Here is a 21,364-nt window from a genome sequence, read left to right as displayed (position 1 = left end):
TGTGGGGCCCCGCCCGGCGGAGCCGGAAATAGTCGCCTCAGCGACCGGTCTTCGGGGCCTTCCAGCGGGCGATGCCGCGGGCCACGAGGTTGAGGATCATCACGAAGGCGATCAGCGTGAGGGACGCCGCCCATGCACGGTCGTACGCCGCACCGGAGCCCGCGCTGTTGGCGAACTGCTGGTAGATGTACAGCGGCAGCGAGGCCTGCGCGCCCTCGAAGGGGTTGTTGTTGATGAACGGGTTGCCGAACACCAGCAGCAGCACCGGCGCGGTCTCACCGGCGATACGCGCGACCGCCAGCATGATGCCCGTCGTGATACCGCCGATGGAGGTCGGCAGGACCACCTTCAGGATGGTCCGCCACTTCGGCACACCGAGCGCCAGGGACGCCTCGCGCAGCTCGTTCGGGACGAGCTTGAGCATCTCCTCGGTGGAGCGGACGACGACCGGCATCATCAGGATGGCCAGGGCCAGCGACCCGGCGAAGCCGAACGGCTGCATCTCGAAGATGAGCATCAGGCTGAGGATGAACAGGCCCGCGACGATCGAGGGGATGCCCGTCATGACGTCGACGAAGAACGTGACGGCCTTGGCGAGCCGGCCGCGGCCGTACTCGACCAGGTAGATCGCGGTGAGCACACCGATCGGGGCGCCGATGGCGGTGGCGAGGCCGACCTGCTCCAGGCTGCCGATGATCGCGTGGTAGATGCCGCCGCCGGGCTCGGTGTCCGCGACGACGCCCATCGAGTGGGTCAGGAAGTAGACGTCGAGGACCTTCACACCGCGTGCGATGGTCACCCAGATCAGGGAGACCAGCGGGATCACGGCGACCACGAAGGCGACCCAGACGAAGCTGGTCGCGACGCGGTCCTTGGCCTGCCGGCGGCCCTCGACGCGCGCGGCGATGCCGTACGTACCGAGGACGAACAGGACCGCGGCGATCAGACCCCACTGGATCTTGCTGCTCAGGCCGGCGGCCGCGCTGATGCCGATGCCCAGGGCGACGGAGCCCGCGGCGATCGCCCACGGCGTCCACTTGGGCAGGCTGGCCGCACGCAGGGTGCTGGGGCGCTTGTCGGTCACGGCTGCGGTGCTCATGCGTTGGCCCCCGAGTACTCCGCGCGGCGGGCGATGATCAGCCGGGCCGCGCCGTTGACCAGCAGCGTGATGACGAACAGGATCAGACCGGAGGCGATCAGCGCGTCACGGCCGAACTCGTTCGCCTCGCTGAACTTGCTGGCGATGTTCTGGGCGAAGGTGCCGCCGCCCGGGTTGAGCAGGCTGGCCTGGATGTCGAAGGACGGGGAGAGGACGGTGGCCACGGCCATCGTCTCGCCGAGCGCACGGCCGAGGCCGAGCATGGAGGCGGAGATCACGCCGGAGCGGCCGAAGGGCAGCACCGACATGCGGATGACCTCCCAGCGCGTGGCGCCGAGGGCCAGGGCCGCCTCCTCGTGCATCTGCGGGACCTGGCGGAAGACCTCGCGGCTCACGTTGGTGATGATCGGCAGGATCATGATCGCGAGCAGGATTCCGACGGTCAGCATCGAGCGCGGCGCGCCCTCGTCCCAGGAGAAGAGCCCGGTCCAGCCGAAGAAGTCGTTGAGCCAGCCGAACAGGCCGTTCATGTGCGGTACGAGAACGAGGGCGCCCCACAGGCCGTACACGATGGACGGCACGGCGGCGAGCAGGTCGATCACGTAGGCGACCGGGCCGGACATGCGGCGCGGTGCGTAGTGCGTGATGAACAGCGCGATCGCGACGGCGATCGGGACCGCGATGACCATGGCGATGACCGAGGAGACGATCGTGCCGAAGGCCAGTACCGCGATGCCGAAGGTCGGCGGCAGGATGTTGGTGTTCCACTCGAAGGTGGTGAGGAAGTTCCCGTGGTCCTTGTTGATGGCGAGGATGGCACGGTAGGTGAGGAAGGCCGCGATCGCGGCCATGATCACCAGCAGCAGGATGCCGGAGCCGCGGGTCAGACCCAGGAAGATGCGGTCACCGGGACGGGTCGCACCGCGGGCGTTGCGCTTCCGCTGGGCGACCGTGGGCTGTGGCGTGGGGGGAGGAACGTCTGTTGTCGTCGATATGTCCATCGGGATCTCCGGTCTGCGGAGCCGTGGCCCCTCGCGTAGGGGGCCGGGCTCGTGGCGGCGGTGCACCGGACGGTGCGGCCCGGTGTCACGGAGAACCGGGCCGCACTTACGGATCAGGTCAGCTCAGGCCCTCGATGGTCGTGCGGACCTTGGCGATGATCTCGTTGGGCACGGGCGCGTAGCCGATGCTCGGGAGGGCCTTCTGGCCGTCCTCGCTGGCGATGTAGCGAAGGAAGGCCTTGGTGGCGGGCAGGGTGTCCGCCTTGTTGCCCTTGTCGCACACGATCTCGTAGGTGACCAGGGTGATCGGGTACGCACCCTCGGCCTTGGTCTTGTAGTCCAGCTGGAGGGACAGGTCCTTGCCGGTGCCGACGACCTTCGCGGCGGCGATGTCGGCGGTGGCGCTCTCGGAGCTGGGGGCGACCGGCTTGCTGGCACCCGTGTCGATGGAGACGGCCTTCATGCCGTCCTTGACGTAGGACACCTCGAAGTAACCGATGGCGCCGGAGGTCTGCTTGACCTGCTGGGCCACACCCGCGGACTGCGGAGCGGACTGGCCGCCCTTGGCCTGCCAGGCCTTGCCGCCGGAGTACTTCCAGTTGTCCGGGGTGGTGGCGATCAGGTACTTGGTGAAGTTGTCCGTGGTGCCGGACTCGTCCGAGCGGTGGAACGCCTGGATCTTCAGGTCGGGGAGCTTCACGCCCTTGTTCAGCGCGGCGATCGCCGGGTCGTTCCACTTGGTGATCTTGCTGTCGAAGATCTTGGCGATGGTCTTGGCGTCCAGGACCAGGTTGTCGACACCCGGGACGTTGTAACCGAGGGCGATCGGGCCGCCGACCATCGGGAGGTCGATGCCCTGGCCGCCGTTGCAGACCTTCTGGGAGGCCTTGACCTCTTCGGGCTTCAGCGCCGAGTCGGAACCGGCGAAGGCCACCTGGCCCTGCGTGAACGCGGTGACACCGGCGCCGGAGCCGCCACCCTTGTAGTTGATCTGGACGCCACAGGCCTGGGAGAAGGCCTTGACCCAGGCGTCGATCGCGTTCTTCTGCGCGGAGGAACCGTCGGCGAGCAGCTGACCCTTGGCGTCGTCACACTTGATCGAGCCTGCGCTGGCTCCGTTCGAGGGCTTGCCCGTGGCGTTGCCGCTGCCGTTGTCGTCCGAGCCGCACGCCGTCAGGGCCAGGGCGCCGGAGACGGCGACAGCACCGAGAGAGAGGGCGCGCAGCCGGTTCTTGCGCTGAAGCTTCACTTTCGGGAGTTCCTTCCAGGAGCCGCCGCTGTCGGCGGCGTGCGAGGTAAGTGGCGGCGCGAGCGCATCCGTGACCGCACTCCGCACCGTGTACGGCCGAAATTAGGCAGAACAGGTGAAGCCGCCGATGGTCGGAAGTGAACGGGGGGTGAACCCCTGCCGTCAGCCCGGTGAGGTCACGGAATGCTTACGGGGAGGGCACGTGGAGATTCCGACAAGCGGGTCACAGAAGCTCGTATTCAGTGTTTGTCACCCGAACGGGGGAACCCCCGGATGCGGGCCGTCGTCTCGTTCCAGGAGAGCCGAGGAAAGGCGACGGACATGGAACGGCGTACGTTCATCTCGGGCGGCGCGGCCGCCCTGGCGACGACCGCACTGACCGCGTGCGGTGCGGGCGGGGGCTCTGCCTCCCCTGCGGCGGCGCACTCCGGCACGCCGACGGGCTCATCCTCCCTTACGTCGCTGAAGACCACCAGCGCGGCCGCCGCCGCGAACTGGGCGGCCCTCGACCGCGATCTCGACGGCACGCTGGTACGGCCCGGCGACGCCTCCTGGAAGACCGCCCACCAGCTGTACAACACCCGCTTCGACGGTCTGAAGCCCGCCGCGGTGGCCTACGTCGCGCACGCCGCCGACATCCGCACGACCCTGGCGTACGCCCGCGCCCACCGGATCAAGGTGTCCATACGCAACGGCGGCCACTCCTACGCGGGCTACTCCTCGGGCGACAACCGCCTGATCGTCGACGTGTCCAAGCTGAACCGGATCAGGGTGAGCGGCGGGCAGGCGGTCGTCGGCGCCGGCTCCAAGCTGATCGACGTCTACCGCGCGCTGGCCGCGAAGGGCGTGACCATACCCGCGGGCTCCTGCCCCACCGTCGGCGTCTCCGGCCTGGTACTCGGCGGCGGCCACGGCGTCGTCTCCCGCGCCTACGGCCTGACCTGCGACAGCCTCACCCAGGCCACGCTGATCACGGCGGACGGCACCCAGGTCACCGCCGACGCGAGCCACCACCCCGATCTCTTCTGGGCGCTGCGCGGCGCCGGCAACGGCAACTTCGGTGTCGTCACCGAACTGCACTTCAAGACCCATGCCGCGCCCCAGGCCGCCACCGCCTACATGACGTGGCCGTGGTCCAAGGCCGCCAAGGTGCTCAAGGCCTGGCAGGAGTGGGGACCGAGCCAGCCCGACGAGATCTGGTCCTCGCTGCACCTGTCCTGCTCCCCGGGCCGCACCCCGTCCGTCTCCGTCTCCTGCTTCTCCCTCGGCACCTACGGCGAGCTGCAGAACGCCGTGGACCGCCTGGCCCACCTGGCCGGCGCGAACGCCGCCTCCGTCACCCTGCGCCGCCGGGGCTACGAGCAGGCGATGGAGATCTACGCCGGCTGCTCGTCCTTCTCCACCGACGCCCAGTGCCATCTGCCCGGCTCCACCCCGGGCCGCTCCCCGCAGGGCAAGCTCGGCCGCGAGACGTACGCGGCCCGCTCCGACTTCTTCGACCGCTCGCTGTCCGCGGCCGGCATCCAGACCGTGCTGAAGCAGATCGCCGCGGTGCGCGGCGGCGGGGGCAGTATCGCGTTCACCGCGCTCGGCGGCGCGGTCAACCGGGTCTCGCCGACCGCGACCGCGTTCGTCCACCGCCGCTCGCGGATGCTGGCCCAGTACATCGCCTCCTGGGGCGCCGGGTCCTCCGGCGGCACCGCGCAGTCCTGGCTGACCTCGGCGCACGACGCGATGAAGCCGTACGCCTCCGGTGCCGCGTACCAGAACTACACGGACCCGACGCTGAAGGACTGGAAGAAGGCGTACTTCGGGGACGCGGTGACCCGGCTGGCCAAGGTGAAGAAGCAGTACGACCCGCAGCGCTTCTTCTCCTACGGGCAGGGCCTGTAGCCGGGGCTACGCCGCCAGGTCCCGCTCCTCGGCTTCCACGGGGGTGCGGGCGCTGGGCAGCCGGGCGTCGCGGCCACTGTCCGCCGACGCCCTGCGCCGGACGATCCGGCCCGCCCGGGGCGAGCGCTCCACGGCCCGCATCAGCGGGGTGAGCAGCGCCATGGCCATCGGGGACAGCAGCAGTACGACCGCGGTACCGAGGGCGAAGCCGCCGACCACGTCCGTCGGGTAGTGCACGCCCATGTAGACCCGGCAGAAGCCCTCCAGCAGGGCCAGGCCGATACCGGCGAGGCCGAACCTCCGGTGGGCGACGAAGAGCCCGACACCGAGGGCCATGGTGATCGTCGCGTGGTCACTGACGAAGGAGAAGTCGGTCTTGCCGGAGACGAGGACGTCCAGGCCCTGGTGATCCACGAAGGGACGGGGGCGCTGCACGAAGCCGCGGATCGGCACGTTCACCAGCACCGCGAGGCCGGCCGCGAGCGGGGCCCACACCAGCGCGGCCACCGAGGGCGCCGCGTCCTCGCCGCCCCGGCGCCGCACGGACCACCAGCACCACAGGATCAGCAGCACCATCGCGAGCAGCAGGCCGTACTCACCGACGAACTCCATGACGCGGTCGAACCAGCCGGGGGCGTCCTTGGCGAGGCCGTTGATGTCGTAGAGCAGGTCGACGTCGGGGTTCGATCCGGATTCGGCGAGTACAGCCATGGTGCTGCGGCCCCTTCGTCGTCGGTCCGGACGCACCGGTCGTGCGTCGCTCCTGCCCCCCGTGGTTCGTAGATCCGCTTCCGCTGCACTGCCGCACTGACGTCCGCTCGGCTACGTCAACAGGAACGCACAGCCACCCTCAATACGTTCCACTCTCCACTGAATGATCACGCAGACGTTATCGAAGAGAGACTCATCACCGCAGCTCAGGGCCGGGGTTCACGCATGGTTCAGACCTTGGTGGGGAGCGCTTTTGCGCCATCTTCGGTGACCCGGGTGGCGCCGAAGTAGTCCGGGGTGTCGACGGGGTCGAACCGGATCACGGCCCCGCTCCGCGGCGCGTCGATCATGTACCCGCCGCCGACGTAGATCCCGACGTGCCGGATGGCCCGCGAGTCCGTCAGGTCGTCCGAGAAGAACACCAGGTCACCGGGGAGCAGCTGGTCCCGCGAGGGGTGCGGACCGGCGTTGTACTGATCGTTGGCCACGCGCGGCAGGCCGATCCCGACCTTCTCGTACGCCGCCTTGGTCAGACCCGAGCAGTCGAAGCGTCCGCCCTGGTCGGCGGTGCCGTCGCCGCCCCACAGGTAGGGGGTGCCGAGCTTGCTCTGCGCGAAGGCGATGGCGCCGGCGGCCTGCCGGGTGGGGTCGAGCCGGGAGACCGGAGCGGCGAAGCTCTTCTCCAGGCTGCGGATCCGCTGCACGTAGTTCTGCGTCTCGCTGATCGCGGGCACACCGCCCGACCGGATGACCCGGTAGGCACCGGCGTTGTAGGCGGCGAGCATGTTGTCGGAGACGTCGCCGGGAACGTCCTTGACGTACTTGGCGAGTTCGCAGTCGTAGGAAGCGGCCGACGGGATCGCGTCGTCCGGATCCCAGATGTCCCGCTTGCCGTCCCCGTTGCCGTCGATGCCGTGGGTCGCCCAGGTGCTCGGGATGAACTGCGCGATCCCGCGGGCGTCGGCCGGGCTGACGACGGTCGGGTTCCAGCCGCTCTCCTGGTAGAGCTGGGCGGCGAGCAGGGCCGGGCTGAGCGCCGGGCACAGGTTGCCCCACTGCTGCACCACCTGCTTGTAGGCCGCCGGCACGGCCCCCTTGGCGAGCCCCCGGCTGCCCTGGGTCACCCCGTTGACCAGGTTCCCGGCCACGATGTACACCCCGACGACGAGCAGCATGACGAAGCCCGTCCCGAGCGCGACGGCCGCCCCACCGATCACCCATACCTTCCGCACGGTTCAACTTTCCCCCATGCCGGACCGGTTCAAGACGCCTTTTCGGTGATGTGGCGTCATTTCACGGTGAAACCGGAGTACATGACGCCGCGATAGTCACCCGGAGTACGGATGTGATGCCACTCCACCGAGCCGTCAGGTCTCCCCGTCGGCACGCTCGTACAGCTCCGCCGCCCCGTCGCCCAGCACCACGCTGTAGGAGACGTCGGCCGTCGCACCGCCCTGTTCGTGGCCGCCGAGGACGCCGACGACCTGGCCGTCGCCGTTGACCCAGGGGCTGCCGCTGGTGCCGCCGGTGAAGCCGGGGCAGTCGATGCGCTGCTGGGTACGGCTGTACGGGGTGGGCTTGTCGGTGCAGCTGATGGGCACCTCTCGGGAGTCGGGGTAGCCGGTGACGGTGACCGCGGTGGCGCCGGTGGCCACGCCGGTCGCGAACCGGTTGGCCCCGACGGCGTCCTCCAGCCGTTCGCCGTCCCGTTCGGCCACGGCGGCGAAGGCGAGGTCGCCGCCCTCGTCCCGCCTCTCGGTCCACTCGTCGGGCAGGAACCGCCGCGTCACCTTCCACACCCCGTACGGCGCCCGCCCGTCCCGGTAGCCCGGCACGAACACCAGATCGCCGTCGTCACCGTCCACACAGTGCGCGGCGGTGACGATGAGATCGCCCCGGGAACTGTGCACCACGGAGGCGGTGCAGAAGTGCCCGCCGGCCGGCCGGTCCGCCCGGTCCGCGCCGAACAGCGCACCCACGCGCACGCTCCGCCGCCCGGCGACGGTGTCCGCGGTGACCCCGAGCGGCCCCCGCCCGTCGTCGGCGGCGGCCACGGAGGCGGAGGTCAGCGCGAGCAGCACCACACCACCGAGCAACGCGGGCCGCGAGGTGACCGACATACGCGTCCAGCCCTTCATCAGGCCTCACCCTGCCCCACGAAGATGAGAAACGCGGGCCGGCTTCACTGAGATTCTCCTGTGAATCCCCGGTGCCCCGCCGGCCCGGCCGCACACCCGTGAGCCCTCCGGTAACCCCCGCCGCCGTCAGAACGCCGGCATCAGCCCGCCGGGAAACCTCGGCCGCCGGACACGGCCGTTCCGGTCACCGGACGCCCGCTGCGAGCGGCCACTGCACGCCCGTCAGCTCTTCCGAGAGGGCCCACAGGCGCCGGGCCGCCGTCGGGTCGCTCGCTGCTGCGCTGCGGCCGACCAGGGTCGGGGCGCCGCGCATCTCGCCGAGGCCGTCGGGGCCGACGTAGGCCGCGCCGGGCAGGTCCTGGCTCGCCGCGTAGAGGGTGGGCAGGGCGCCTGCCTTGTCGTCCTGGGCGAAGAGCTTGTTGCCGACGGCCATGAACGCCCTGGCCAGCGGGTTCCCGGCGTGACTCTGCAGGTTGGTGGCCGCGTAGCCGGGGTGGGCCGCCAGGGCGCGCACGGACGAGCCGGCCTCGGTCAGCCGCCGCTGGAGTTCCAGGGTGAACAGGAGGTTGGCCAGCTTGGACTGGGCGTAGGCCCGGGTCGGCGAGTAGCGCCCGCGCAGGTTCACGTCGTCGAACCGGATCACTCCGTCGCCGCCCCGGTGCAGCCCGGAGGCGACCGTGACCACCCGGTCCGCGATGTGCGGCAACAGCAGGTTGGTCAGGGCGAAGTGCCCGAGATGGTTCGTGCCGAACTGCATCTCGAAGCCCTGCCGCGTCCGCTGCTCCGGCAGCATCATCACGCCCGCGTTGTTGATCAGCACGTCCAGCGGGCGGTCCCAGCCGGCGGCGAACTCGCGCACCGAGTCCAGGTCGGCCAGGTCCAGCCGGCGCACCTCGGTGCTGCCGCCCGCCCTCGCCGCGGCTGCGCCGCCCCGCGCGAGGTCGCGCACGGCGAACACCACGTGCGCCCCGGCCCGGGCCAGCGCCTGGGCGGCGGTGAAGCCGATGCCGCTGTTGGCCCCGGTGATCACGACCGTACGTCCGGTCAGCTCGGGGAGGTCGGTCGGATTCCACTTGCCGCGCTTGCCGCGCGCTTCGCTCGTCTCGGTCATGCCCCGAATGTAGACATCGCCAACAATGCTGTCAATGACAACAAAGCTGACGGCGTCAACATGCAGATACCATGGTTCCTATGCCGCGCCCGTCCCCGTCCCCGTCGCCCTCGACCGCCCAGCCGTCCCCGAACCGCCCGTACCACCACGGCGATCTGCGCACCGCCCTCCTCAAGAGCGCCGAGCGCACCCTGCGCGAGAAGGGCGTGGGCGCGCTGTCCCTGCGCGAACTGGCCCGCGCCGCCGGCGTCAGCCACGCCGCACCCGGCCGGCACTTCAAGGACAAGCAGGCACTGCTCGACGCGCTGGCACTGGACGGGTACGAGCGGCTGAACCAGGCCCTGACCGCCGCCACCCGGGAGCCCGGCCGGACCTTCGAGGAGCGGATGACCGCCCTCGCCCGCGCCTACCTCGGCTTCGCCGTCGAGAACCCCGAGCTGCTGGAGCTGATGTTCGCGCGCAAGCACGACCCCGACAGCTCCGCCCAGCTCGCCTCCGCCGTCGACCGCTCCCTCGGCTCCTTCACGGGCATGATCACGCAGGCCCAGGAGCGCGGCGAGATCGTCCCGGGCGACCCCGAGCGCATCACCACCGTCGCCGCGGCGAGCCTGCACGGCCTGGCCGCCCTCATCGCCGGCTGCGCGCTCGACGCGGAGGAGGCCCTGGCCGGCCTGGACGAACACGTCCACCTGCTCCTGCACGGCCTGCGTCCACGCTGACCGCCCCTCACGGGCGCTCCCCCGTCAACTTCCCCACGCCGCAGCCGGCCTGCGCGGCGAGGACCTTGTCCGCTTTCCCACCCCCGCACATGAGAACATCGACGCGACGCCTCACCCGACCGGCCGTCAGAAACCGTGCCCGGCCGTAAAGAGGCCCAACGACAGAACCACACGCCAGGTTCCGGTCTGACCTCGTTGCCCGGCGTGACCTGCCGTGATACACAGAGTCACCGTACGAGCTATTCGTACGAAACCCGCCAGTCAATGACGTCAAGTCGACATACGTTGGCGACGTTGTCGGCGACAATGAGGCCTGACCTCTGCACACCGCAGGGGCGCTCGCGGAACTACCCACCAGGGGCGGTGACTTACATGCTCTTTGCGGCCGACAAGGGAGACATCAACACCATCATCGGCGGGATCGCTCCGGACTGGGGCCCCTTCGGCAGCCTGGGCAACGAGGCCAAGGTGATGATCGAGGTGGTCATGGCCGTGGCCATCCTCCTCTGTCTCGGCATCGCGGTGTGGGGCGCGGCCAAACAGCGCATCGGCGCCACGGCCCTGCGGGACACATTCAGCGCGGAACAGGGCAAGGGCCTGATCATCGCCGGCCTCACGGGAGTCTTCATCATCGGCTCCCTCGGCACCCTGTTCACCATCGTGTACGGCATGGCGGTCTAGCCACCCCCCTCCCGGGCACGCCCGGCTGCGGCTGTCCCCTCCACCCCACCCACCCGTCGTGCCCACCGGCTGAGGTTGCGTTTCCCTGATGTCGAGTCACCACACCGCGCCCGCGCGGGAACCAGCACGGCTACCGTCGTATGTCTACGAGGTGGAGGGGGCGTACGCGGCATGAGTCCCGGAGACGAGCAGGGCTACGACGACTACGGCGACACGGGGCACACCCGGACCCGCCTGCCCGACACCGACCCCTACGGCGGCGCCCCCCGCCGTCCCCACCGCTCCTCGTCCAGGAGCCTGGTCACCGTGGTGGGCGTGGTGGTCCTCCTGATCGCCGCGATCGCCTTCGCGAACCGGGGGGACGATTCGTCTGCCGACAGCACCACCACCAAGGACTCCGGCCCGAACACGTCCTCCACGGCGGCCTCGGGGACGCGCCCGGTGGAGACGAAGACCGGAGGCATCCCGTCGGGCTTCGCCCACACGGAACAGGGGGCACAGAGCGCTGCCGCGAACTACGCGGTAGTGCTGGTCTCAGCCGACATCCTCAAACCGGCTCAGCGCAGCGAGATCGTCGCCCAGGTGTTCGCACCGCACCAGCAAGCCGCGTTGGCAGAGAAGTTCAATAAGGCCTACAACAAGCAGTTCCTCGGCAACTTGGGCCTGGATGCCAACGGTAATGCGGCTCCCGGGCACACCTATGTCTCGCGGACTGCGCCGATCGGTACCAAGACGACCAGTTACTCGGACACCGCCGCCACGGTCGAGGTCTGGTGCACCGGCGTGTTCGGCACCGCCGGCGACAACTCGACTAATCCCGTCACCAGCGACTGGTTCACCATGACCCTCCAGTTGAGTTGGTCGAATGATGACTGGAAGGTCAACAGTTTCTCCCAGAAGGACGGTCCCGCGCCCGTTCCCGGTGACGACAAGGCATCCAGCGCCGACCAGATGGCCAAGGCCGTCGAGGAGTACGGAGGCTTCACTTATGCACGGTAGCCCGCACCGCGTACTCAAGGTCACCGCCACTGTCGGCGCTCTCCAGACTGCCCTCTTCCTGCTGGCTGCACGAGCTGTCGCCGCACCCACTCCTTCGCCCTCTTCCGACAAGTGCGATCTCATCGTCGGTCCGGCAAAGCAGTACTGCGAAAAAGACGGCAACGGATCCGGCGGTTCCTCCGGGGTCGCCCCCCGTACCCCCCTCACCGATACCCTCGACCCCCTCTCCTCCCTCGCCAAGGGCTGTGCGGACGCTGCGTCGTGGACCATCGGGAAGCTCAGTGACGCCGTGAAGGAGACCGCCAGTGTCGACTTCACCAATCAGGCGTTTCTCAAGCAGTACGCCATCGTCTTCGCCGCCTCCACGATCCTCACGCTCCTGCTGTGGCTCCTGGCCGTCGCCAAGCGGGCCGTCCGCGGCGTCCCCCTCACCACCGCCATCTCGGAAGCCGTCGGCTTCCTCTGGCTCACCGTGCTGGCCTCCGCCTTCACCCCGCTGATCCTGTACACGGTCGTGTCGGCGACGGACGGCGTCACGGACGTCCTCGCCAAGGCCACCGGCGACCAGGCCGACACCTTCTTCGGCACCTTCTCCGGCGCCCTGGGCAAGGGCAACGACATCGGCGGCGGCCCCATCATGCTGATCGTCGTCTCCCTGGTCAGCATCCTCGCCGCCGGCATCCTCTGGCTGGAGCTGGTCATCCGCGCCGCCCTGCTCTACGTCGGCGCCCTCCTCGGCACCGTCGTCTACGCCGGCCTGGTCGACAAGAACCTGTGGGGACACGTCCGGCGCTGGGCGGGGATCATGATCGCCGTCATCCTCGTCAAGCCGGTCATCGTCATCGTCCTCGGGCTCGCGGGAGCCCTGTCCGGCGACAACGGCCCCGACGCGTTCTCCGCCGTCGTCTCCGGCCTCGCCATCATCCTGCTCGCCATCTTCGCCAGCGCGATGATCTACCGCTTCGTCCCCGGCTTCGGGGACGAGATCGCCGGCTCCCGCAGCAACCGCATCATGCAGGGCGCCGAGAGCAAGGCCGCCGCCGTCATCAGCTCCCCCGCCACCCTCGTCGCCCAGGGCATCAAGACCCACAGCACCCGCGCCGACAGCGCGGGAGCGGGCGGGCAGGGCGGCAGCGCCCCGCGCCCGGCCAACCCCGTCACCGGCGGCGTCGCCGCCCACAGCAGCCGTACCCCCACCGGGGGCACCGGCGGAGCCGTCCCCTCCGCCACGCCCGCGCCCCGGGCGTCCAGCCCCGTCAACACCCCGCACGCCGGCAACACCCGTAACCCACGCCCAGGAGGTGAAGGGCGTTGACGACCGAGTCCCACCTGTCCCATCCGGTCACGCCCCGCCGTACGTATCTGATCGGCCGCGCCCGGCCGAACGCGATCATCGGCCGGAACCGCGAGTCCGGCGAGATCGCGCTGATCGTCGCCGGCGCGTTCCTCGGCATGATGTGCGGCCTCCTCGTCCCGGTCCTGTCCCTGCGGATCGTGCTGCTCACCGGCTTCCCGCTGCTCGCGCTGGCCGCGGTCTACGTGCCGTACAAGCGCCGCACCTTCTACCGGTGGTTCGAGATCAACCGCTCGTACAAGCGCACCCTCAAGCACGGGGCCGTCTACCGCTCCGGTGCCATGGAGGCCGGGACCCGCCTCGACGGCCGCGAGATCGAGATCGGACCACCGCCCGGCATCGGACGGCTCACCTGGCTCGCCGCACCCTTCGGGCCCGACGAGATCGCCGTACTGCTGCACGCCGACCGCAAGACGGTGACCGCCGCCATCGAGATCGAGGGCCCCGGCGTCGGCCTGCGCGACTCCGAGGACCAGGAGGCGCTGGTCGACCGCTTCGGCACGCTGCTCAAGCACGTCGCCAACGGCGACGGCTTCGTGACGCGGCTGCAGATGCTCGCCCGTACCCTCCCCGCCGACCCGGACGCGCACGCCAAGGACGTCACCCTGCGCGGCGACGAGCGGTCCCCGGACTGGCTCCAGCAGTCGTACGACCAGCTGCAGTCCATGGTGTCCACCAGCAGCGAGCAGCACCGCGCCTACCTCGTCGCCTGCATGCACTACACCCGCGAACTGGCCGCCGAGGCACACGCCATGGCCCGGGCCGTCCGCGCCCACGGCAGCAAGGTCGACCGGGACGCGGGCCTCGCCGTCGTCATGGCCCGCGAGCTGACCGACATCTGCTCGCGGCTCCAGGAAGCCGACATCCGCGTACGGCAGCCGCTGGGGCAAGGACGGCTGGCGTCCCTCATCCACTCCATGTACGACCCCGACCACCCGATCGACCACATCCAGGCGATGACCCGGCGCAACGCCTGGCCGGCCGAGCTGGACGCCATGGAGCCCACCTACCTCCAGGCCAAGACCCGGGAGTCCGGCACCCGTGCCCCCTGGTGCCACGCGACGGCATGGGTGAAGGAGTGGCCCATGACCCCGGTGGGCGTGAACTTCCTCGCGCCCCTCCTCGTCCACACCCCGGACGTCATCCGAACGGTCGCCGTGACGATGGATCTCGAGCCCACCGAGGTAGCCATCGAACGCATGCTGACCGAGAAGACCAACGACGAGGCCGAGGCCTCCCGCGCCGCCAAGATGAACCGGACCGTCGACCCCCGGGACATCGCCGCCCACAACCGCCTCGACCAGCGCGGCGAGGACCTCGCCAGCGGCGCGGCGGGCGTCAACCTCGTCGGCTACATCACCGTCTCCTCCCGTTCCCCAGAGTCCCTCGCCCGCGACAAGCGGACGATAAGAGCCTCCGCCGGCAAGTCGTACCTCAAGCTGGAGTGGTGCGACCGAGAGCACCACCGCGCCTTCGTGAACACACTTCCCTTCGCCACCGGCATCCGAAGGTAGGGGCTGATTCACCGATGCGGGATCCGCTGTCCGTCCTGACCGACGCCTTCACCTCCTTCCTGTTCGGGAAGGTCGAGACCACCCGGCTGCCGGTGCGCACCTCCACGGGCCAGGCCCAGGCCGTCTACCTGCCCACGGCCGCGCCCGGCCTCGGCGACTCCGGCGTCATCATCGGCCGCGAGGTGTACTCCGGGAAGGGCTACATCTACGACCCGTTCCAGCTGTACGGCCAGCAGCTTCCGGCACCGCACTGGCTGGTCCTCGGCGAGTCCGGCAACGGGAAGTCGGCGCTGGAGAAGACGTACGTCCTGCGCCAGCTGCGCTTCAAGGACCGCCAGGTCGTCGTCCTGGACGCCCAGGGCGAGGACGGGGTCGGCGAATGGAACCTCATCGCACAGGAGCTGGGGATAACGCCCATCCGGCTCGACCCGACGGCAGCCCTGGACCACGGGATCCGGCTCAACCCCCTGGACCCGGCGATCACGACCACCGGCCAGCTCGCGCTGCTCCGGACCATCATCGAGGTCGCGATGGGACACGGCCTGGACGAACGGTCCGGCTTCGCCCTGAAGGTCGCCCACTCGTACGTCAACGAGACCATCGTCGACCGCCAGCCGGTCCTCACCGACATCGTGGAACAACTGCGGCATCCCGAGCCCGAGTCGGCGGAGGCGATGAACGTCGCCATAGACGACGTACGCGCCTGGGGCCTGGACGTCGCCCTGGTCCTCGACCGGCTGGTCGACGGTGACCTGCGCGGCATGTTCGACGGCCCGACCACGGTCGGCATCGACCTCGACGCGCCCCTCATCGTCTTCGACCTGTCCCACATCGACCGCAACTCCATCGCCATGCCCATCCTCATGGCGATCGTCGGCGTGTGGCTGGAGCACACCTGGATCCGCCCCGACCGGAAGAAGCGCATCTTCCTGGTCGAGGAGGCCTGGCACATCATCAACAGCCCCTTCGTGGCCCAGCTGTTCCAGCGACTGCTGAAGTTCGGCCGACGGCTCGGTCTGTCCTTCGTCGCCGTCGTCCACCATCTGTCCGACGTGGTCGACGGAGCCGCGGCCAAGGAGGCGGCGGCCATCCTGAAGATGGCGTCGACCAGGACGATCTACGCCCAGAAGGCCGACGAGGCACGGGCGACCGGACGGGTGCTGGGCCTGCCGAGGTGGGCGGTGGAGATCATCCCCACGCTGACGCCCGGCATCGCGGTGTGGGACGTCAACGGCAACGTCCAGGTGGTCAAGCACCTGGTCACGGAGACGGAACGGCCACTGGTCTTCACCGACCGCGCGATGACCGAGTCCTCCAGCGACCTGGCGGCCGAGGACGCCCTGCACGCGGCCGAGCTGGAGGCGGAGCAGCGGGCGGCGGCGTTCGTGGAACAGCACCTGGGCGACTCCGAGTCGACGGTGGCGTAAGGGGAGGAACGGGTGAGACCGGACGCACGCGATCACCGTGAGGCCCGCCGGGAGGGCCAGGGCGGCATCCCCGACGGCCTGCTGATCGGCATACTCGCCTTCCTCCTCGGCATGACCCTGCTGGTGTGGACGGCCGCGGGTCTGGCGGGCGTCTTCTCCAAGGGCTCCTGGCCCGAGGGCGTCACCTTCACCCGTACCCCCCTGGCCATGCGCCACCTGGCCGGCGCACCGCACGACCTCACCGGCGCCTGGCCCGACACCCCGCCGGCCCAGCTGTCCGGCTGGGGCCTGTTCTGGGGCCTGCTCATCGGCCAGCTGATGATCCTGATCGTGCTCGCCGTGTTCCTGCTGGGAGTCGTGGCCCGCTGGCGAGCGGGCAAGGACCGGCTGAGAGCGGACCGCACCGCAGGGAAGCCAATGCCGGGCCCCGCCCCGCAGACGGCACCTCCCGCACCGGTGCACGAGGTCCCGGCCCCCCGCCGCGAACCCCAGCCCCAGCCCCAGCCGCAGCCGCAGCCGTCGGCGCAGTCCCCTTCGGGCGCCCTCGCAGCCGGCGGTGAACGGGAACCACGGCCGACGGAGCACTTCCGGGAACCGGCGGCACAGACCCCTGCGAGCACTCTCCCCGCTGACGGTGAGCGGGTGGGCGAGTGGGAAAGGATCCTCGTCGCCCCCAGGGAAAGCCGCCGAACGGCCGCCACCCAGGCCGTACGCGACGCAGAAGGCCCCCTCCTCCTCGTCACCTCGAACCCCGCCCTCTGGGCGGAGACCAAGGACACCCGGGCCAAACTGGGACCCACCCTCCTCTACGACCCCGGCCACCTCTGCGACACCCCGGCCCGCCTCCACTGGTCCCCCACCAGCGGCTGCGAGGACAAACAGACGGCACTGCACCGGGCCACGGCCCTCCTCACCCCCGTACAGCCCACCGCCAAGATCGACCAGGCGGTGGCCGACACGGCGACCACCCTCCTGCGCAGCTACCTGCACGCCGCCGCCCTGGAGAACCGCACGGTCCGCCATGTCCACCGCTGGGCACAGGGCACCCAGATCCAGGACGCCGTACGCACCCTCCGCACCCACCCCAAGGCCGCGCCCGGCGCCGCCGGCGAACTCGAGGCGGCGCTCACCGCGCACCCCGAACGCCGCGACATAGCGCAGGAGCTGACGAGCCGTGCACTCTCCGCCCTCTTCACCGTCAACGTCCGCGAGGCCTGCAATCCAAACCGAACAGATGCGCTGACCCTGGATTCCTTCGTCCACGAAGGGGGCACGCTTTATGTGGTCGGTGAATCCATCGAGGATCCCAGGAGCAACCCGGGCGCGATGCCGCTCCTGACGGCCCTCGTCTCCAGCGTGGTCGAGCGCGGCCGGCGCATGGCCGAACGGTCATCCTCCGGTCGGCTCGACCCACCACTCACCCTGGTCCTGGACGACATCGCGGCCGTCGCCCCGTTCCCCGAGCTGCCGTCCCTGCTGGCCACCGGAGCGGAGCGGGGCCTGCCGACGCTCGCCCTGCTCCGCTCCCGGGAACAGGCCCGCTCCCGCTGGCCGCACCAGGAGCTACCGGTCTGACGGGCCCGCCCACCGCTCCCTCAGCGCCTCCCCAGCGCCTCCCCCGTGCTTCCTCACCTCTCCAGGACGAACTCCAACTCCTTCTCCGCATCGTCCTTCGAGAACGCCACGACGACCCCGCTGGGCACGAACCCCACCTTCCGGTAGGCCCCCTGCGCCCGCACGTTGTCCTCGTGCACGACCAGCCGCACGCGCTCGGCACCCTGCTGCCAGGCCCACTCCACACCGGCCTCGAACAGTGCCTCGATCAGCCCGTTCCCGCGGTGCTCCGGCCGGACGAACACCCCGACGACGTGCCCCTGCCGCCGCTCGACCGGAGAGCCGGCCCAGTCCTCCGTCCCGGCCTCCTCCATCAGCACCGTGACGCTGCCGGCCCAGGTGCCGTCCGGCGCCTCGGCGATGAACTGCAGGGCCGTCCGCGACCCCGCGCCGGAGTCGGCGGCCCGGTCCTGCCAGAAGGAATCGGGCCTGGCCACGGCGTCCTCGTAGGTCTCCAGGAAGGCGAGGTCCGCCACGGGATCCCGGAGGGCGTCGAGCCGTAGCTCCTTCACGGCCGCCCACTCGTCGGGACGTATGGCGCGGACGAGGTAGTCGTTGCTGGTCAGGCTGGTCATATGGCCACCGTAGACCACCCGTTGTCAGTGCCACCGCCTAATTTGGAGCCATGACGACACTGCCCGACCGCCCGAAGACGGCGCTGGTCATCATCGACGTCCAGAACGGCGTGATGGCCGCCGCGCACCACCGCGACGGCGTCATCGCCAACATCAACACCCTGCTCGGTGCAGCCCGCTCGGCCGGCGCCCCCGTGATCTGGGTGCAGCACTCCAGCGAGGAGCTGCCCTTCGGCAGCGCCACCTGGGAGTACGTGCCCGAGCTGGTCCGCACCGACGGCGAGCCCCTCGTCCACAAGCAGTACGGCGACTCCTTCGAGGACACCGAACTGGAAGCCGTCCTGGCCGCGCACAAGGTGGGCCGGCTCGTGGTGTCGGGCGCCCAGACGGACGCGTGCATACGCTCCACGCTGCACGGCGCGATCGTGCGGGGCTACGACGCGACGCTGGTCGCCGACGCCCACACCACGGAGGACCTGAGCGCGTACGGCGCGCCCGCCCCGGAGCAGGTGATCGCCCACACCAACCTGTACTGGCAGTGGCAGAAGGCACCCGGCCGCCGGGGCGGGACGGTGGTCACGGCCGACGTGACGTTCTGACGGCTCCCGTCAGTCGTCGTCCTCCAGTTCCGCGGCCTGGTCGTCGGGGACGGCACCGTACAGATCGTGCCGGGGCGCCGGCATCACGCTCTTCGCCCCGCGCACACTCTTCCAGATCGCCTCGTTGAAGGTCCGCTCGTCGATCTGGTCCTCCTTGGTGAGGTCCTGTCGCGCCGACACACCCGCCATCGGCGAGTTGACCGTGTTCACAGCCGTGAGATCGGTCGTCGGTTTCACCGCGTCGTACGGGGTGTCGTCGGGCCGCGCCGTGAAGGAGTTCACCATGGGCGTGGCGTACGCGTCGAACTGCGTCATGGGCCGCAGGCCCAGCAGCAGCTCGATCGTGCGCACCATGGAGGCGGTGGAGTAGAAGGTGGAGTCCACCCGGCCGGTCTGCGTGTACGGGCTGATGACCTGCGAGATCGTCCGGTGCGCATCCACGTGGTCCGGGCCGTTCTGAGCGTCGTCCTCGGTCACGAAGATCGCGGTCGACTTCCAGAACGGTGAGTGGGAGACGGCGTCCACGAGCTGTCCGAGCGCCCAGTCGTTGTCGGCGACGTAGGCCTGCGGGGTGGGCATGCCGGCCCTGGTCCCGGAGGTGTGGTCGTTGGGCAGCCGCACCATCTCGAAGGCGGGCAGGTTCCCGTCCTTCTCGTACTGGGTGAACTCCTTCTTCCACTCCTCGATCCGCGGGCTCCCGCACGTCTTGGACCGCGCCGGGAAGGTACCGGCCGAGTCCGGACAGCTGAGGTTGTAGGGCCCGAAGCCGTGGTCGGTACCGGCGTTCAGCACGGGGTCCTCGGCGACGGCCTGCCCACTGGCGTCGGCGTTGACGTAGAACCCGTAGTTACGGAAGGAGACGCCCTTGTCGTCGAGCCGCTGCCAGAGGTAGGCGTGGTCGGGGTCCCTGTTGGGCGCGATCGCCGGGTCCCCGTTCTCGGACGGGTAGCTGTGGTTGCGGCCGGAGTAGTTCGCGGGCCAGCCCTGCTCGCTGTACGGGTTGGAGTTGGCGGCCACGGTCCAGTTCCAGCCCTGCGCACTGACCTCGGCGTCGGCGTAGAAGTTGTCGAGCGTGACGAACCGCCGCTGCAGCGCGCGGGCGTTGGGCGCCGATTCGTCCCCGAACAGGTTCAGGGAGGCGTCCCCGTTGCCCTTCTTCAGCGAGCCGAACTCCTGGTCGTAGGTCCGGTTCTCCTTGACGACGTAGATCACGTGCTTGATCGGGGTCCGCTCCCCGACCCGCCGGGGTACGACGGCCCCGACGGCCCGCGGGCTGTTCCCTTCGTCGAACCCGTTGTTGGCGACGACGGTCCGTGTCCACCGCCGCAGCTGCCTGTCCCCGCCGTCCAGTGGAATGGCCGACAGGGTGCCCTTCATCATCGAGCCCGAGTACTGGTCCGGGGACTGGGGCGCGGTGGAGGTGGGGTCGGGGTGGCCCGGCCCGTTGTTCGGCCCGGCGCCGAGCCCCTTGGCGTTGGTGACGTACAGCTTGCCGTCGAGCGGTACGACGGCGGTCGGGTACCAGGCGGTGGGGATAAGCCCGGCCGTCCGGCCGCGCTTCAGGTCGATGACGGCGATGTCGTTGTTCCCGGCGTTGGCGACGTACAGCTGCCGCCCGTCCTCGGACAGGGCCAGTGCGTCAGGGTTGCTGCCGACGGGCGCGTTCCGGTACGGCGCGAGTGAGAGGGTCCGTGTGACCTTCCGGGTGGGCACGTCGATGACGCTCACCTCGTCGCTGTCACCGTCGGCCACGTACAGCGTGTCCTGGCCGGGGCCGGCGACCACGGCGTTGGGGTGCGTGCCGACCTTGACGGCGGACCGCACCTCGGGCTTGTCCCCGCCGATGTCGAGGACACTGACCGTGTCACCGCCCTGGTTGGTGACGAAGGCGGTCCTCCCGTTCTCGGCGAGGGCGACGGCGTACGGCGCGTGCCCCACGGCCACGGTCTGCGTGGATCCGTCGGCGAGTGTCACCACGGTGGCGGCGTCCGCGAGCCGGTCGGCGACGACCAGCCGCTTCCCGTCGGGCGTCACCGCGATCCCGGCCGGGTACATGTTCACGGCTTTGCCGTCGGGGTTCTTCGTCGGCAGCTTGACCGGCGCGGTCTCCGTGAGGCGGCCACCGCTCACGTCGTAGGTGTGGATGATCTCGCGTCCGCCACCGCTGGCGTAGGCGCGCTTCCCGTCGGGGCTGAAGGCGAGCCCCGTGAAGACGGCCTGGGGGCTCGGGTACGACAGGGTCTGGACGACCTCCGAGTCGGCCGGGTCGACCACCTGGAGGGACTGGGTGCCCTGGCCGGCGTTGCTCACCAGGAGCATGCTCCGGTCCGGTGAGAGCACGGCGTTGAGGGGAAGATTGCCCAGCTGGACCTGGTGGCCGGCCGGGGTGACCTTGTAGCCGACGGGGGTCACGGCGGTCCCGTCGCCCTTGGGTCCTGCGGTGCCTTGCCCGCCGGCGGCCGCGAGAGCGACAGCGGCGCCGGTGACGAGCACGGCGGTACCGGCCAGCACAGTGACAGCTCGACGTCGATTTCTGCGTCTGAGGACCATGTGCCACGACGCTGGCACGCAGCATGAACGACACGATGGCGTTGCAGTGTCGTGCACATGACCGACCTGTGCCAGTGCCGTGAACGCGAAAAAGCCCCAACTCTCGGGTACCTACCCGGAGTTGGGGCTC

18 protein-coding genes are annotated in these 21,364 nt (G+C 70.0%); 9 read left to right on the top strand and 9 right to left on the bottom strand.

Annotated elements, in window-relative coordinates:
* Positions 1-37: 37 nt before the first annotated feature.
* From pstA to pstS, 3 genes are all read right to left on the bottom strand, one after another.
* Positions 38-1,099, bottom strand: coding sequence for a phosphate ABC transporter permease PstA (gene pstA / locus JK359_RS07025; RefSeq protein WP_201832893.1), 1,062 nt, complete (start codon positions 1,097-1,099; stop codon positions 38-40).
* Positions 1,096-2,100, bottom strand: a complete 1,005-nt coding sequence (gene pstC / locus JK359_RS07020) for a phosphate ABC transporter permease subunit PstC (protein WP_201832891.1) — start codon at positions 2,098-2,100, stop codon at positions 1,096-1,098. The genes pstA and pstC overlap by 4 nt, the downstream gene beginning before the upstream one ends.
* Positions 2,101-2,218: 118 nt before the next feature.
* Positions 2,219-3,349 carry a phosphate ABC transporter substrate-binding protein PstS gene (pstS, locus tag JK359_RS07015; protein ID WP_201832889.1) on the bottom strand — a complete coding sequence of 377 codons (1,131 nt, stop codon included), beginning with the start codon at positions 3,347-3,349 and terminating at the stop codon, positions 2,219-2,221.
* Between the two features lie 321 nt (positions 3,350-3,670).
* Between pstS and JK359_RS07010 the strand changes: the two genes are divergently transcribed.
* Positions 3,671-5,242 carry an FAD-binding oxidoreductase gene (locus JK359_RS07010; protein ID WP_201832887.1) on the top strand — a complete coding sequence of 524 codons (1,572 nt, stop codon included), beginning with the start codon at positions 3,671-3,673 and terminating at the stop codon, positions 5,240-5,242.
* Positions 5,243-5,248: 6 nt separating this feature from the next.
* On the opposite strand, the gene JK359_RS07005 is transcribed toward JK359_RS07010, so the two are convergent.
* From JK359_RS07005 to JK359_RS06990, 4 genes are all read right to left on the bottom strand, one after another.
* Positions 5,249-5,953 (bottom strand): phosphatase PAP2 family protein, encoded by a 705-nt coding sequence (locus tag JK359_RS07005; RefSeq protein ID WP_201832885.1) that lies wholly within the window; start codon positions 5,951-5,953, stop codon positions 5,249-5,251.
* A gap of 230 nt (positions 5,954-6,183) precedes the next feature.
* Entirely contained in the window at positions 6,184-7,185 is a 1,002-nt protein-coding gene (locus JK359_RS07000) for a C40 family peptidase (protein WP_201832876.1), read from the bottom strand.
* Between the two features lie 135 nt (positions 7,186-7,320).
* Positions 7,321-8,091 carry a trypsin-like serine peptidase gene (locus tag JK359_RS06995; protein WP_201832874.1) on the bottom strand — a complete coding sequence of 257 codons (771 nt, stop codon included), beginning with the start codon at positions 8,089-8,091 and terminating at the stop codon, positions 7,321-7,323.
* Positions 8,092-8,275: 184 nt separating this feature from the next.
* Positions 8,276-9,202: an oxidoreductase gene (locus JK359_RS06990; RefSeq protein WP_201832872.1), complete on the bottom strand. Its 927-nt coding sequence runs from the start codon at positions 9,200-9,202 to the stop codon at positions 8,276-8,278.
* An 80-nt stretch (positions 9,203-9,282) separates the two neighbouring features.
* Between JK359_RS06990 and JK359_RS06985 the strand changes: the two genes are divergently transcribed.
* The 7 genes from JK359_RS06985 (at position 9,283) to JK359_RS06955 (ending at position 17,471) form a co-directional block, all read left to right on the top strand.
* A complete protein-coding gene (locus JK359_RS06985) occupies positions 9,283-9,921 on the top strand; it encodes a TetR/AcrR family transcriptional regulator (protein WP_201832864.1) in 639 nt (212 codons plus the stop codon).
* 372 nt (positions 9,922-10,293) lie between these two features.
* On the top strand, positions 10,294-10,602 hold the full coding sequence (locus JK359_RS06980) for a DUF8827 family protein (RefSeq protein ID WP_014673544.1): 309 nt from the start codon (positions 10,294-10,296) through the stop codon (positions 10,600-10,602).
* Positions 10,603-10,773: 171 nt separating this feature from the next.
* Positions 10,774-11,601 carry a DUF8175 domain-containg protein gene (locus JK359_RS06975; RefSeq protein WP_201832863.1) on the top strand — a complete coding sequence of 276 codons (828 nt, stop codon included), beginning with the start codon at positions 10,774-10,776 and terminating at the stop codon, positions 11,599-11,601.
* Positions 11,591-12,916, top strand: a complete 1,326-nt coding sequence (locus JK359_RS06970; protein ID WP_201832861.1) for a hypothetical protein — start codon at positions 11,591-11,593, stop codon at positions 12,914-12,916. The genes JK359_RS06975 and JK359_RS06970 overlap by 11 nt, the downstream gene beginning before the upstream one ends.
* Positions 12,913-14,469, top strand: coding sequence for an SCO6880 family protein (locus JK359_RS06965; RefSeq protein WP_201832859.1), 1,557 nt, complete (start codon positions 12,913-12,915; stop codon positions 14,467-14,469). Before JK359_RS06970 ends, JK359_RS06965 begins: the two co-directional genes overlap by 4 nt.
* Positions 14,470-14,483: 14 nt before the next feature.
* Positions 14,484-15,896 (top strand): ATP-binding protein, encoded by a 1,413-nt coding sequence (locus tag JK359_RS06960; protein WP_201832857.1) that lies wholly within the window; start codon positions 14,484-14,486, stop codon positions 15,894-15,896.
* 12 nt (positions 15,897-15,908) lie between these two features.
* Complete coding sequence (locus tag JK359_RS06955) at positions 15,909-17,471, top strand: type IV secretory system conjugative DNA transfer family protein (protein ID WP_201832855.1); 1,563 nt, start codon at positions 15,909-15,911, stop codon at positions 17,469-17,471.
* A 53-nt stretch (positions 17,472-17,524) separates the two neighbouring features.
* Here JK359_RS06955 and JK359_RS06950 read toward each other — a convergent pair whose 3' ends face one another.
* Complete coding sequence (locus JK359_RS06950; RefSeq protein ID WP_201832853.1) at positions 17,525-18,085, bottom strand: GNAT family N-acetyltransferase; 561 nt, start codon at positions 18,083-18,085, stop codon at positions 17,525-17,527.
* Positions 18,086-18,135: 50 nt separating this feature from the next.
* On the opposite strand from JK359_RS06950, the gene JK359_RS06945 reads away from it, so the two are divergent.
* On the top strand, positions 18,136-18,684 hold the full coding sequence (locus tag JK359_RS06945) for a cysteine hydrolase family protein (RefSeq protein WP_201832851.1): 549 nt from the start codon (positions 18,136-18,138) through the stop codon (positions 18,682-18,684).
* Positions 18,685-18,693: 9 nt separating this feature from the next.
* Here JK359_RS06945 and JK359_RS06940 read toward each other — a convergent pair whose 3' ends face one another.
* Complete coding sequence (locus tag JK359_RS06940) at positions 18,694-21,195, bottom strand: bifunctional YncE family protein/alkaline phosphatase family protein (protein ID WP_201832849.1); 2,502 nt, start codon at positions 21,193-21,195, stop codon at positions 18,694-18,696.
* Between the last annotated feature and the right edge of the window lie 169 nt (positions 21,196-21,364).

This window comes from Streptomyces actinomycinicus (assembly GCF_016741775.1).
GTDB classification, from domain to species: Bacteria; Actinomycetota; Actinomycetes; order Streptomycetales; family Streptomycetaceae; genus Streptomyces; species Streptomyces actinomycinicus.
The sequence above is the reverse complement of the archived record's forward strand: the minus strand, read 5'-3'. Positions and strand labels throughout refer to the sequence as shown.

What these genes read in the sequence shown, in the direction of transcription:
- pstA (WP_201832893.1), bottom strand. Translation starts at nt 1,099, where the DNA reads ATGAGCACCGCAGCCGTGACCGACAAGCGCCCCAGCACCCTGCGTGCG.
- pstC (WP_201832891.1), bottom strand. Translation starts at nt 2,100, where the DNA reads ATGGACATATCGACGACAACAGACGTTCCTCCCCCCACGCCACAGCCC.
- JK359_RS07010 (WP_201832887.1), top strand. Translation starts at nt 3,671, where the DNA reads ATGGAACGGCGTACGTTCATCTCGGGCGGCGCGGCCGCCCTGGCGACG.
- JK359_RS07005 (WP_201832885.1), bottom strand. Translation starts at nt 5,953, where the DNA reads ATGGCTGTACTCGCCGAATCCGGATCGAACCCCGACGTCGACCTGCTC.
- JK359_RS06995 (WP_201832874.1), bottom strand. Translation starts at nt 8,091, where the DNA reads ATGAAGGGCTGGACGCGTATGTCGGTCACCTCGCGGCCCGCGTTGCTC.
- JK359_RS06990 (WP_201832872.1), bottom strand. Translation starts at nt 9,202, where the DNA reads ATGACCGAGACGAGCGAAGCGCGCGGCAAGCGCGGCAAGTGGAATCCG.
- JK359_RS06985 (WP_201832864.1), top strand. Translation starts at nt 9,283, where the DNA reads ATGCCGCGCCCGTCCCCGTCCCCGTCGCCCTCGACCGCCCAGCCGTCC.
- JK359_RS06980 (WP_014673544.1), top strand. Translation starts at nt 10,294, where the DNA reads ATGCTCTTTGCGGCCGACAAGGGAGACATCAACACCATCATCGGCGGG.
- JK359_RS06975 (WP_201832863.1), top strand. Translation starts at nt 10,774, where the DNA reads ATGAGTCCCGGAGACGAGCAGGGCTACGACGACTACGGCGACACGGGG.
- JK359_RS06970 (WP_201832861.1), top strand. Translation starts at nt 11,591, where the DNA reads ATGCACGGTAGCCCGCACCGCGTACTCAAGGTCACCGCCACTGTCGGC.
- JK359_RS06960 (WP_201832857.1), top strand. Translation starts at nt 14,484, where the DNA reads ATGCGGGATCCGCTGTCCGTCCTGACCGACGCCTTCACCTCCTTCCTG.
- JK359_RS06950 (WP_201832853.1), bottom strand. Translation starts at nt 18,085, where the DNA reads ATGACCAGCCTGACCAGCAACGACTACCTCGTCCGCGCCATACGTCCC.
- JK359_RS06945 (WP_201832851.1), top strand. Translation starts at nt 18,136, where the DNA reads ATGACGACACTGCCCGACCGCCCGAAGACGGCGCTGGTCATCATCGAC.